At 43.5% G+C, this 12,564-nt stretch carries 11 protein-coding genes; 2 read left to right on the top strand and 9 right to left on the bottom strand.

Annotated elements, in window-relative coordinates:
* Positions 1 to 439: 439 nt before the first annotated feature.
* The 6 genes from J7E37_RS12360 to J7E37_RS12335 form a co-directional block, all read right to left on the bottom strand.
* Positions 440 to 820 carry a DsrE/DsrF/DrsH-like family protein gene (locus J7E37_RS12360; RefSeq protein WP_214784311.1) on the bottom strand — a complete coding sequence of 127 codons (381 nt, stop codon included), beginning with the start codon at positions 818 to 820 and terminating at the stop codon, positions 440 to 442.
* A 16-nt stretch (positions 821 to 836) separates the two neighbouring features.
* Positions 837 to 1,184, bottom strand: a complete 348-nt coding sequence (locus J7E37_RS12355) for a DsrE/DsrF/DrsH-like family protein (protein WP_214784308.1) — start codon at positions 1,182 to 1,184, stop codon at positions 837 to 839.
* 174 nt (positions 1,185 to 1,358) lie between these two features.
* Complete coding sequence (locus J7E37_RS12350) at positions 1,359 to 1,856, bottom strand: cupin domain-containing protein (RefSeq protein WP_214784305.1); 498 nt, start codon at positions 1,854 to 1,856, stop codon at positions 1,359 to 1,361.
* Positions 1,857 to 1,969: 113 nt separating this feature from the next.
* Positions 1,970 to 2,818: a KPN_02809 family neutral zinc metallopeptidase gene (ypfJ, locus tag J7E37_RS12345; protein WP_214784302.1), complete on the bottom strand. Its 849-nt coding sequence runs from the start codon at positions 2,816 to 2,818 to the stop codon at positions 1,970 to 1,972.
* A gap of 318 nt (positions 2,819 to 3,136) precedes the next feature.
* Entirely contained in the window at positions 3,137 to 4,264 is a 1,128-nt protein-coding gene (locus tag J7E37_RS12340) for an NAD(P)/FAD-dependent oxidoreductase (RefSeq protein ID WP_215024197.1), read from the bottom strand.
* A 234-nt stretch (positions 4,265 to 4,498) separates the two neighbouring features.
* A complete protein-coding gene (locus tag J7E37_RS12335; protein WP_215024195.1) occupies positions 4,499 to 4,969 on the bottom strand; it encodes a DUF2243 domain-containing protein in 471 nt (156 codons plus the stop codon).
* Positions 4,970 to 5,180: 211 nt separating this feature from the next.
* Between J7E37_RS12335 and J7E37_RS12330 the strand changes: the two genes are divergently transcribed.
* Positions 5,181 to 6,353, top strand: coding sequence for an MFS transporter (locus J7E37_RS12330; RefSeq protein WP_214784294.1), 1,173 nt, complete (start codon positions 5,181 to 5,183; stop codon positions 6,351 to 6,353).
* A 61-nt stretch (positions 6,354 to 6,414) separates the two neighbouring features.
* Here J7E37_RS12330 and J7E37_RS12325 read toward each other — a convergent pair whose 3' ends face one another.
* Entirely contained in the window at positions 6,415 to 8,037 is a 1,623-nt protein-coding gene (locus J7E37_RS12325) for an ATP-binding protein (protein WP_251009640.1), read from the bottom strand.
* A gap of 179 nt (positions 8,038 to 8,216) precedes the next feature.
* On the opposite strand from J7E37_RS12325, the gene pepF reads away from it, so the two are divergent.
* Positions 8,217 to 10,034, top strand: coding sequence for an oligoendopeptidase F (pepF, locus tag J7E37_RS12320; protein ID WP_215024191.1), 1,818 nt, complete (start codon positions 8,217 to 8,219; stop codon positions 10,032 to 10,034).
* A gap of 38 nt (positions 10,035 to 10,072) precedes the next feature.
* Here pepF and J7E37_RS12315 read toward each other — a convergent pair whose 3' ends face one another.
* Both J7E37_RS12315 and J7E37_RS12310 read right to left on the bottom strand, forming a co-directional pair.
* Positions 10,073 to 10,666 carry a hypothetical protein gene (locus J7E37_RS12315; protein ID WP_214784286.1) on the bottom strand — a complete coding sequence of 198 codons (594 nt, stop codon included), beginning with the start codon at positions 10,664 to 10,666 and terminating at the stop codon, positions 10,073 to 10,075.
* A 14-nt stretch (positions 10,667 to 10,680) separates the two neighbouring features.
* A complete protein-coding gene (locus J7E37_RS12310) occupies positions 10,681 to 11,856 on the bottom strand; it encodes a ParM/StbA family protein (protein WP_214784283.1) in 1,176 nt (391 codons plus the stop codon).
* Positions 11,857 to 12,564 lie beyond the last annotated feature (708 nt).

Genomic DNA, 12,564 nt, shown 5'->3' with positions numbered 1-12,564 from the left:
CTCTTCTTGTGACAGCTTTTCACCTTTGGGCACCAAACCTGTCTGAAGTTTCCTCTTCTTGTGACAGCTTTTCTCCTTTTGGCACTGAACCTGTCTGAAGTTTCCTCTTCTTGTGACAGCTTTTCTCCTTTTGGCACCAAACCTGTCTGAAGTTCTCTCATCTTGTGACAGCTTTTCCCCTTTGGGCACCAAACCTGTCTGAAGTTTCCTCTTCTTGTGACAGCTTTTCACCTTTTGATGCTCAACCTGTCTCAAGTTCCCTCATCTCGTGACAGCTTTTCGCCTTTTGGCACCAAACCTGTCTGAAGTTCTCTCATCTTGTGACAGCTTTTCCCCTTTTGATGCTGAACCTGTCTCAAGTTCCCTCATCTCGTGAAAGCTTTTCCCCTTTTGGCACCGAACCTGTGATAATTACGGGATCCCACCCTATTCCCGCAGCTTAAAAATGCATAAATAAGTCCGCAGATGCTGCTTCGTTCAACAGCCATTTGATCGGTACTTGTTCTGCGGGATGGATAAATTCAAAATGATCGTTCACGTCCATATCCACCACATACAGCTGGGCCCCCATTTCTACGGCGATCCCGAGTAGGTCATGAACAGAAGATACTCCAAAGTCATTCAATGCATTTGATAAGTATTCAAGGTCCTCAGACGGGACGGAAACATACCGTTTATCCAGGATATTTACCCCCCTGCGGGAAAATGCCAGGACGACCTCTGCACCTGATGATGCAGCGCCTACGGCCACATTCAAAGGTGGGTAGGCAGACTCCAATTCATCATGCAAAGCCATTACCACTACTTTCTTCTTTTCCATCAGCTCTTCCCCTCCATTAGTAACTTAGCACTGCATCTGCCTGGTAGGCGTTCTCTAAAAAAGTTGCAACACCTGACAGTTCGGCACCATCAACCAGTTCCAGTCCGTCGGCGATCAGCACATTCATCTGACATCCAAAAAATTTAATTCCCGAATCTAATGCCTGCTGCATTAGTTTTTGCAAATCCATATTGTGGGTTCTCTCCATGATCTTCACATACCGTTTGTCCAGGACTCGGGCTCCATCTAAATCAAAGAAAATCGATACCTCGTTCTCTTCCTCAGCGTTTTTGAGCGCTTTTTTTAAAACGTAGGGGACATTGGAACTCAATGAAACGAAGTAAACAAATTTCTTATTTGCCATGTGGCTTCCCTTCCTTCAGCTCGTTTATTTCTACAACTAATTATGTTGTCCAAATGATGAATAAATCTTACCACCATATTATACCCTAATAGGTATATAATAAAACAAATTTGCCAGAAAAACAAAGGCAGCAGCCTGGTTCTATCACCAAGCTGCTGCCTTTCTTCCTAACTATTATTTCACCCATTTATGAAGCAGGGGTCCTGTTTCACCGTAAACCGGGTCTGTCTCTGGTACGGGTACGTTTTTAATTTGTGAGAGCGCCTGTGCCCTGGTGCCAGGATCCTCTTTTTTCAAATCAGGATTCCGTCCATTTGGATAGGCACCTACGACCGCAAAGTCCTGGCTGCTGTCAATTTTCTTGTGGCCGGTTCCCGCCGGAAGGACAATTACATCACCCGCTTTAAGCTCGAGTCGTTCTCCGCTGTCACCGCCAACTTGCACGGTTGCGCTGCCTGACTTTACGCCGAGCACTTCATGGGTGTTGGTATGATAGTGATGGTAATCGTAAATATCACCCGTCCATGTGCCTGTCCAATTATGCTGCTCGAATTGTTCCTCCATGCTTAAGTTATCGTCAAAAACACCCTGATAGACAATGACCGGCAATGTCGGATTGTTGGGAATATCACCTGTGTCCTGTGCAAAAAATGATTGTATTTGTGTTCCCATTATGGAATCTGCTCCTTTCTTTTATCGTATTGAAGTATACTTTTAAAAGTGAAGTGCCCACCACATTTGTTCCTATGATGGCATGAGCCAAAATGGCCTATGCTTATCTCTACCTAAAATTCTCTTGTGTTAAACGTATCTCCTTGTTCAAGATTGCCAGCTTTATAGCCTTTATAGAACCAGCTTTTCCTTTGCTCTGACGTTCCGTGTGTGAAGCTTTCCGGCACGACATAGCCCTGGGAACGCTTCTGAATCGTATCATCTCCTACCGCACTGGCAGCATTCATCGCTTCCTCCAGGTCACCTTCTTCGACTACACCCATTCCCTGTGCATGGTGAGCCCATACGCCTGCTAAATAATCGGCCTGAAGCTCAAAACGAACTTGATATTTATTGAATTCTGTCTGATCCAAACGACCGCGCAGTGAATTCAGCTTATCGGTTGTTCCCAGTAATGTTTGCACATGGTGTCCTACCTCATGGGCGACAACATAGGCCATCGCAAAGTCACCAGGCGCCTTGAATTTTGTTTGAAGTTCTTTATAAAAACTGAGGTCAATATAAAGTTTCTGATCACCCGGACAATAAAATGGGCCTACCTGCGATCCAGCCATTCCACAGGCTGACTGGACACTGCCGGAATACAAAACAAGTGTTGGCTCTTGATACTCCATGCCCTGTTCCGCAAATACCTCGGACCATACTTCCTCTGTATCGGCAAGGACTACTGAAACAAATTGGGCAAGCTCCTCTTCCTCGGCTGTCTGCTCATAAGGAGCAGGAGACTGGTTTCCGCCGTTCGTCATATTATTGACGACATCCCCCATATCGCCTCCGCCAAGGAATGTCATGATCACTAATAAGATAATACCGCCAAGGCCGCCGCCCATGAGCATGCCTCCGCCGCCCGCTCCTCTCCTGTCTTCCACGTTGCTGCTCGCTCTTCTGCCTTTCCATTGCATGATGTTGACTCCTTCCTGCTATATACTAAACACTGATAAATAAGCTTTATTTGATGTCTTAGTGTTATACCCGCTATAAAGCGATTTATTTGCTTTCTTATGAATATTTTTTTGGTAAGTCTCTATTATTCCGGGCATACAAAGTCTGCTTCCCTTGTTTCCAACACACAAAAAAGCAAGCAGGGCACCTCTATTCAGAGGTTTTCCTGCTTGCTTATTCATGTCCATCAGTAATTGTTGCGGACAACTAAATACGTTTGCTTAATCAAACTCCAGCGCTTGTCTGGCTGAACAAGGCACTTGTGCTTTTTTCATTGCCTAGGAAATAGTGCCGCTGATGGCTGCCAAGACGTCATATTGCTCAAGGTCTAATTCGAGGTCTTCACCTGCTGCCAGTTTGGCTAACTGGGCACCTAGATAGGGTCCGACTGTCAGGCCTGATGCTCCCAATCCATTTGCCAGGAAAAGATTTTCATAGCCCGGGACAGCCCCTATGATCGGCAGGAAATTCGGAGCGACTGGACGGAAACCCACTTTTGTTTCGAGATAGGTTGCATCTGCCAGGCCAGGTGCGACTGTCAGTCCTTTATCGATGATTTCATGCATGCCTCCAAGAGTCGGCCGGGTATCAAATCCCTGCTCGTCTTCATGGGTTGCTCCAATGACAACCCTGCCTCCATCGAAAGCAAGAATGTACTGGTTATTAGGAGGCATGACGACGGGCCAGCCCCCGGTCTCTGTATCCTCAAGCATTAGATGGATGATTTGAGCTTTTTGAGGAGAGATGCTCAGCTTGATACCAAGCGGTTCCAGCAGCTCAGGTGCCCATGCCCCCGCAGTTAGGATGATGCTGTCCGCGTCAAATCTTGTGTCTCCTGCTTTTACACCCGTCACTTTTTCACCGGAGGAGTCTAATTGGGCATCTCCCTTTACGACTGAAGCACCATGTTTTTGTGCAGCATTCAGAAGAGCATCCCGCAACAAGCGTCCATTTACGCGAGCCCCGCCGGTTACATGCACAGAAGCATACTCTTCTGATAAGGGCGGGAAAAGCTCATTCGTTACTTGCTGATCCAGCTGCCTGATCTCTCCGATTTCCGGTGCTTCTTCCCGCCTGATCATCGCTCTATCTTCCATTTTCGCAAGTTTTTCATGATCGGAATGAAGGCTGATTGCACCTACACGCTGATAGCCCGTCTCCAGCTCGCCGTCCTCTTCAAGCTGTTTAATAAGAGCTGGGTAAAAGGCCGCTCCATTCTTTGCGAGGAAATACCATGCCTTATTCCTGCGCTGGGTCAGCCAGGGACAAATGATTCCAGCGGCTGCATCCGTCGCTTGTCCTGGTTCCCCACGGTCAATGATTGTTACCTTCTTGCCTTCCTTCGCTAAGTGATAGGCAGTGGATGCGCCTAATATTCCAGCCCCAATGATGATATATGCTTTCATTCCCTACACCTTTTCCGTAAAAGATTCTTGATATCATTCTACAGAAATTAAGCGATAGACTCAAAGCTACTCCACTTTAAAGTTTTCTTTGTATGCTATTTCCTGGCCCCCCACAGTCAAAATATCATGGTTATTTGCATTTAGTATGACTATTTTGATTATGAAAATAGAGAATGATAGAGACAAAGGAAAAAATGACGATAAAACTGATGCTCCTGTATACTTATGCCCCTCCTAATGGATCTCGGCATGGCTGTCGGAAGCTGGCCTTTTCCTCCTCAGTGCCTCTCCAATGATGACTAGCAATAGGCCCATTGCCAGAAATCCGAGATCGTACATCAGTGCATTGGGATCGCCTGGTTTTACCCGGTGAATTTGCAACAGATGGTGATTCACCACACCCTCCACTAAATTAAAAATTCCTGCACCGGTTAAAAATCCGCCAACTAGCCGGCTGACGCCTCTCGATATTTCAGATGGCCGGCCTGCCAGCCATAACAAGATTCCTCCAATCACAAGAGCCACTGTCACACCGAAATGAAAGACCCCGTCACTGAAAATCTGTCCCGGCCTGCTGGTCTCCATGACTACGCTATGCCACCGGAGCAATTGATGAAAAATAATCCCGTCCATCGCTCCCATAAACCCAAAACCAAGAGTGAAACTGCCTATGCTCAGGAACTTCTGTTTCGTTTTTGAATTCATACCTTAACTCCTTCCGGTATATTTCAAAGTTTTGAATTATATATCCTAAAATACCGGATGCTAATCTTCTGGAGAGGTCAACGACCCTTTTTAAAAATAGTTTCCACACTCGAAAAGTTATTTTCGCTATACCTTAGGGGTTTCTGATATAATTTTTATTAATGTGTACTTACAGCAATGATACTGTTGAAATAATGGAGTGAATATAAAGATGGACACCAAAAAGGCTCTGCCTATTTTATTTTTAGTTATGTTTCTCGTAATGGTCGGCTTTGGAATCATCATTCCAGTCATCCCTTTTTACGCTGAAGAAATCGGGGCAACACCCACTCAGCTGGGATTGTTGATGGCGGTCTATTCCTTGATGCAGTTCATATTCGCGCCAATGTGGGGCCGAATCTCCGACAGGATTGGCAGGAAGCCTGTCATCATGATTGGCATACTTGGGCTGTCCCTTTCATTTTTCTTGATGGCCCTTTCCACTGAGCTTTGGATGCTGTTTGCGGCCAGGATCATTGGCGGATTTTTGTCTTCGGCTAATATGCCGACTGTCATGGCCTATGTCGCAGATATCACATCTGAGGAAGACCGCGGAAAAGGCATGGGAATCATCGGCGCTTCAGTAGGACTGGGATTTATTTTCGGCCCGGCAATCGGCGGTGTTTTTTCACAATCCAGCCTGAGCACTCCTTTTTACCTTGCAGGAGCGACTTCGCTGGTTACATTCCTTTTCGTTACTTTTATCTTGAAAGAATCGCTTTCAGCTGAACAGCGCAGCATTCAGGAAAAGGAAAAAACCTCACTACTGAAGGCTTTGAGCGGACCGCTTTCCATGTTATTCCTGCTCCAGCTGTTCGTTTCACTTTCTCTGTCCGGACTTGAGGCAACCTTTGCTTACTTTGCTGCTGAAAAAGCTGGGCTGGGTTCAGTCGAATTAGGATATATTTTCATGATCATGGGTCTGGCAGGAGCCATCGTACAGGGAGGCCTGGTCGGCAAATTGACTAAGAAGCTTGGCGAGGGCATTGTCATCCAGCTGGGCATTATCATTTCTGCGGCGGGCTTCGGTTTAATCCTCCTGACAGAAGGATTTGGGACTGCAGCATTGTTCCTGACCATTTTTGGAATAGGAAATGGGTTGATTCGCCCAAGTGTATCCTCATTACTGACAAAGAAATCGACGACCGGTCATGGCGGCACTACTGGCTTGCTTTCATCCTTTGATTCCCTCGGCAGGATCATTGGACCTCCATTAGGCGGATGGCTGTTCTCGATTGCCATTGGAATGCCTTATATTTCGGGGATTGTGTTATCAATGGTTGCACTGGTTTTGTACCAATTCTATCAAGCACGAACAAAAACTTCTCATTCGTTAGACCAATAATACAAGAAGGAGGATGGCTTTTATTTGCCACCCTCCTTTTATTTACTATTACTCCACCTTCTTAATTCGTTAAGGGGAGTTTTATTTCAACTAAGGTCCCATTGTTTAGTTTACTATGATATGAAATCGTCCCATTATGCTGTTTAATGATTTTATGGCAAATCATCAACCCGAGACCCGTCCCTTTCTCCTTCAATGTGTAAAATGGCTCCCCTAAGCGCGGAAGTAATTCTTCTGGAATTCCGCAACCGTCATCTTGTACAGAAATAATACATTCACCGTCTATCCCTTTTTGCAGTTTAATATCAATATTACCGCCGTTAGGCATTGCCTCCATTGCATTCTTAAAAATATTCAGGAACACTTGTTTAATCTGGTTTTTCTCACATGTTATGAAGAAATCTGTACCCAGATAACTTCGGCTGAATTGTATATTTTTCATATTGGCCTGCGGGGATAAGAATTCGACTGTATGATCGATTAAATCACATAAATTGGCCTGGTTTAGCTGGATAGCCTGTGGTTTTCCTAAAGAAAGCATTTCACTTGTTATGGTTTCAATTCTTTCTAGTTCGCTTAGAAGCAAGCTGTTTATTTCATTCGCCCCATTTTCTTTTCCATACAGCTGGACAAACCCCTTTATTGTTGTAAGAGGATTCCGTATTTCATGGGCTACCCCTGCTGCCAGTTCCCCCACAATCGATAGCTTTTCGGATTGCAAAAGAATCTCTTCAGATTTTTTGCGCTCAGAAATATCCCTGCTTATTATAACAATGTGTTCAATTGATTGGGCATCATTCATAACAGGCATGCAGCGGGACTCAAAATCTATCCATTTACCACTTATATGCTTGAAACGGAACTCCACTGGCCTTGATTTTCTATCTTTCATGATTTTTGTGATTGCATTCCTGAAATTCAAAACATCATCCGAATGAATTAACTTACATATTTCTATTTTTTCGAGCTCGGGAACCTTATATCCCAAAACCATTTCATGAGAGGGAGAAAAATAACTAATGGTATGCTCTTTATTCATTACCATTATGAGATCGGATGTATTCTCAGCAATGAGGCGGTATTTGGATTCACTTTCCTCCAGTGTCTGCTCCATCCTCTTTCGTTCCTGGATTGCTCTATATAACTTTTCATATGATTCTATTAATAATCCACCAACAAGGACCCCTATTGATACAAACAGTAAATATTGGAGATGAAAAACTGGATTGTCTCTAATTACGTTTAAAACTATAGGTACAGTAATAATATAAGTGACTATGTAAGAACCCAGTAAGATCATATACCTCTTGACTGGCTGAAAATGCACTGTGAATTTATGAATAACGACAAATACGGTCATGACCACTAACCAGCCAACAATTGCCGGAAACCAGTTTTCAGATACCATTAACCTGGAAACCAATGCAAAAGTGCTGGTAATCAGCCCTGCACCTGGTCCGAGATAAGCGAAGACCAAAATAATCACGGCATAGCGGATATCATAGGAATAGCCTTGATCCTGAAAAGATAGGACAACAAGGACAGTGGAAACAAACCCGGCGTATATTCCTGTCCAAACCCGTAATTGCTTAAGTGGTTTAAGATTTAAATAAGACCGAATTACTAAAGGAGTACTGACCATTAAAGAAAGCATTGAAAGATTAATTAGGTAATCTATAATCAACTGGCTCCCACCTATATTAATTCTGAATTTATTAATTATCATAAACCAGAGAATACACCTTTTCCAGAGAATTTAATGCAATTAACCCTTTATTTTTTAAATTATTAAAATAATTAAACTTCGACTTAAATTATTTCGATTTTCGTAGTAATATTAACATATAAAAGGAGGAGATCCATTTGACAAAAACAATTGAAAAGCGTTTTGAACGCTCTGAGGTCCCTGTTAATCAAACTTGGAACCTGGATGATTTATTCCTGTCTGACCAGGAGTGGGAGGCTGAACTGAAAGAGATTGAAGAGGACGTCAAAAAATTCAGCGGCTTTAAAGGCAGCCTGCATACAAAACCGAAGGCATTGCTGGAATGCCTTACTGCTCAGGAAGAACTGACGAAAAAGCTTGTAAAAGTACGTACATACGCAAGTCTGAAGCAATCTGCCGATGGCTCAGACCCAGTGAATCAGGCAAATTCCGCTAAAGTAGCAGCCATTAGCACACAAGCTTTGTCTGCTCTATCATTCATTTCCTCTGAAATACTTAATTTCGAGGATGGTAAAATAGAAGAATTTCTTCAGGAAGAACCTGGTCTGGAACCCTTCAAAAAGAACTTATCAGAACTATTGGAAACCAAAAAACATAAGTTATCACCTGAAACAGAAGAGGTGCTGGCTGCGCTTGGCGAGGTCCATTCTGCTCCTTATAATATTTATGGAATGGCTAAGCTTGCGGACATGCAGTTTTCTTCAATCCAGGATGAAGAGGGAAATGAACTGCCAGTCTCTTTTGCAGTATTTGAAAGCCGATATGAATTTTCTCCTGACACCTATGTCCGCAGAAAAGCATATGAATCCTTTGTTTCCACACTTAAACAATATAAAAATACGATTGCTGCAACTTATGCGACTGAAGTTAAAAAACAGGTTACACTCGCAAAGATCAGGAATTATGAGTCCGTTACCGATATGCTTTTGGAACCGCAGCAGGTAACACAGGAAATGTACAATAATCAAATCGATATCATTTACAAGGAACTGGCACCGCATATGCGCCGTTTCGCCAAGTTAAAGAAGAAGGTGCTGGGGCTGGACAAAATGATGTTCTGTGACCTGAAGGCTCCTTTTGACCCAGAATTTGATCCGAGCATCACCTATGATGAAGCACACGACCTGATCACAGAGTCCTTAAAAGTAATGGGCCCTGATTATACCGCCATGATTGAAAAAGGCTTTGAGGAGAGATGGGTGGATCTCGCTGATAATGTCGGCAAATCAACTGGAGCTTTCTGCTCAAGCCCTTATGGTTCACACCCTTATATCCTTATCACATGGGCTGATAATATGCGTGGCTGCTTTACACTAGCTCACGAGTTTGGTCATGCAGGGCATTTTTACCTGGCGAACCAAAACCAGCGCATCATGAATGTTCGTCCTTCCATGTACTTCATTGAAGCGCCTTCTACAATGAATGAGATGCTTCTCGCACAGCATCTTCTCGAAAAAAATAAAGATGATGCCCTGATGAGCCGATGGGTCATTCTTCAGCTATTAGGAACGTACTATCATAACTTTGTCACGCACCTGCTTGAGGCAGAGTACCAGCGCCGCGTATACGCCCATGCTGAAGCTGGCAAAGCACTGACGGCTAATACACTTACTGAAATCAAAACTGAAGTCCTTAAAGGCTTCTGGGGTGATACAGTGGAAATCGATGAAGGAGCCGGCCTGACCTGGATGCGCCAGCCTCATTACTACATGGGCTTGTATCCATACACATACTCTGCAGGTTTGACTGCTTCGACTGCCGTATCACAGCTGATCAAGGAAGAAGGACAGCCTGCAGTAGACCGCTGGCTTGAGGTGCTCCGTGCGGGCGGCACTATGAAACCGCTCGACTTGCTGAAGCATGCGGGATTGGATATGTCGACACCGGAACCGGTCCGAAAAGCAGTTGCTTATGTTGGTTCATTGATTGATGAATTAGAACAATCTTATCAATAGAAGTATAAAAACCCATGGGATATTCCCATGGGTTCTACTTATTTATTCATTTTAGAAAGGAAATCCCCAAGAAGATCGTCCAAATCTTCATCCTTTTCTTCGCTATCCACTTCGGGTGATTCGGTTTGCTTGATCGATTCCCAAACAAATGAATCGAGATCATCATCCATAGGATCGCTCTCAGCCGTAGAAGCAGTCTCTTCTATAACCAGTGAGTCCTCTGTTGCAGTTGCTGACGGAAGATCCATCTCTTCTTCCTGAAGATACAGGGCTTCATCAATTTCTGTTGATTTGCTATTCAAGGATGCAAGCAGTGCCGTGGCCCGAATAGGGTCTGTCAGCAGGTGATAAACGATATTGCCCAGCAAAGCCTCTGAATGCTCATGCTTGACCCAATCCCGTTGCGATTTGCTGAGATTGCGCGGGAGGGGAATGGTAATCGTCTCGCGTTCCCTCGAATATGAATTCCCTACCCCTTGCAGGACAAAATCAGCAATCTTGCTGGAAAAATTCCTTCTCTCAGTTTCTTTCAGTTTTTGAAGATGCCTCAAGATATGGTCTGGTGTATCAGACGGGATCCGGAACGATAGTGCTTGTCCCCTCTTAATCTCATTTGGGTTGGTTTTTTTCATAAAATCACCTTATTTTAGCTTTTAACAGGTTCAGAAGCGGCTTTACTGCTCTTCTCTGATTTCTTCACGTAATCCATAATGAGTTTATAGTAGGCATTTGCCATCATCCAGATGCTCTCTTTTTCATCCTCGAAGAATTCAATGTTATAGCCATCAAGATTGTTGTTCAATGTCTTAATATAATCCTTTAGAACGGTCGCACCGCCGCCGACAAAATAGCAGATTTCAGTCTGTGAATTCTTTGCCCAGACATTGCGGAGAAGTCGGTATTGCTTTTTAGCCAATTCGACAAGGATACGGTCCGTGATATCATGCACGCTTGTTCGGCTGCCTTTGACCATAATATGGTTGCGATCATTTTTACGCGTGATGATTTCTACGACATCCCTGCGGCTGTCCAATTCCACGCCATGCTTGCTGCGGATTTCTTCCCTGATCTGTTCCAATGCCTCAGAAACTCCAAGATTGAAGCCCTGGGCCTTATCATCATCGACATTGCGGTTCTTGATGACAGCGATATCAGTTGATAAGCCGCCGATATCCTGGATCAGAATCCTTCTATCAATAAGGTCTTTATTGATGATTTTCAGGCTGTTGTCCATTACTAGATTGATATAAGCAGCGAATCCCTCAGGGTAAACCTTCACTTCATCAAACTTGATATTAACTTTCAAACCCTGGTATTTAGGCGTTACGAGGAACTCAACCTGATGAACAGATCCAACTAACCTGGAACGGTAGCCTGCGTCCTTTCCTTCCTTCACTTCACGAAGCGGAAGTCCTGTACCAAGTGTGTAATTTGCATCTATGACATTCTTGCTTTTTGGAAACAGCTTTGCGTTCTCTTCACTCACTGCATCCAATGCAAGAGTAGCGAACAACATAACTAAAGTCTGATCTTCCTCGGACTTGCTGCTTCCTGGATCAAGTTCTGTCGCATTATCGCTTTTAGTCGCCAGATTGCCGACACGGTAAATTACATTGTTATCCTTCAGGGCAGGGGAGTGGACCCGAATATGGATTCCATCTAGAGGATCCTTCGTGTCAAGCTCCTCAATACCGATAACAGGACGGTCTTCTGTGTCCCTTGCAACGATATTAGGAATATTTAACTCATTATCAAATTCTCCAAAAATAGCTTTAATAGAATCGTTACCAACATCAACAGCTGCAATTCTAGATTTCGTCATTTCTATCATTCCTTTTCAATAATCTAAGTTTATGTATACTCACTTACTATTTTAAAGGTAAAGGTAAATAATAGATACTGCAAGCAGAACGGGTAAAAAGAAATATAAATGTAAACATGTAAACATGCTGTAAACCTCAAACCTAGGTGTATACATAATTGTATACATTAATTACAAAGTTGTACACATGTTGATTTAACTGTAAGTATACGGATTTGTATACATGTAAACATAAGTGTATACAACTTGTTTACAAAAAGTATACATGTTTACAATTTTGTAAACATGCATTTAATCCTTTTGTATTTACTATTAATTTCCATGTTTTCTTTACTGACTCCCCTCCCCTGCGCTCGTTTTTCAATAGTAATTTTCATGCTGGTGAGCTGAGGCTGGACATGTACTTATAATAAATCGAAGGTTGCAAGCTTGAATTGAATGTAAAGTTCAATTGGGAAATTCACGGTTATTGTAAGTCGGTTTTTAAAAAGGAGAAGGAAGTGGTGGTCACAAAGTACGATGAACCAGACAAGAATCCAGAATCAGCTAAAGAACCAAATAATTGCTCGGAGATTTGTTAAACACCAACACCAGGCAGACTCCCCTCCCCTCTCGGTATACGGTAGAAAAAAAGTCAGTGTAGGATCCAGTCGAAGGATGACGACAGAGGAAGAAGATTGTAAAACAAATAATAAGGCCAGGACAACG

This window comes from Bacillus sp. ISL-39 (assembly GCF_018613295.1).
GTDB lineage: Bacteria > Bacillota > Bacilli > Bacillales > Cytobacillaceae > Mesobacillus.
Note: the sequence above shows the minus strand (reverse complement) of the source record. Positions and strands in the feature narration are given on the sequence as shown.

Excerpts from the sequence above, each read along its gene's own strand:
- ypfJ (WP_214784302.1), bottom strand. The coding sequence starts at position 2,818 with ATGCAATGGAAAGGCAGAAGAGCGAGCAGCAACGTGGAAGACAGGAGA.
- J7E37_RS12315 (WP_214784286.1), bottom strand. The coding sequence starts at position 10,666 with ATGAAAAAAACCAACCCAAATGAGATTAAGAGGGGACAAGCACTATCG.
- J7E37_RS12350 (WP_214784305.1), bottom strand. The coding sequence starts at position 1,856 with ATGGGAACACAAATACAATCATTTTTTGCACAGGACACAGGTGATATT.
- J7E37_RS12360 (WP_214784311.1), bottom strand. The coding sequence starts at position 820 with ATGGAAAAGAAGAAAGTAGTGGTAATGGCTTTGCATGATGAATTGGAG.
- J7E37_RS12310 (WP_214784283.1), bottom strand. The coding sequence starts at position 11,856 with ATGACGAAATCTAGAATTGCAGCTGTTGATGTTGGTAACGATTCTATT.
- J7E37_RS12335 (WP_215024195.1), bottom strand. The coding sequence starts at position 4,969 with ATGAATTCAAAAACGAAACAGAAGTTCCTGAGCATAGGCAGTTTCACT.
- J7E37_RS12355 (WP_214784308.1), bottom strand. The coding sequence starts at position 1,184 with ATGGCAAATAAGAAATTTGTTTACTTCGTTTCATTGAGTTCCAATGTC.
- J7E37_RS12340 (WP_215024197.1), bottom strand. The coding sequence starts at position 4,264 with ATGAAAGCATATATCATCATTGGGGCTGGAATATTAGGCGCATCCACT.
- J7E37_RS12330 (WP_214784294.1), top strand. The coding sequence starts at position 5,181 with ATGGACACCAAAAAGGCTCTGCCTATTTTATTTTTAGTTATGTTTCTC.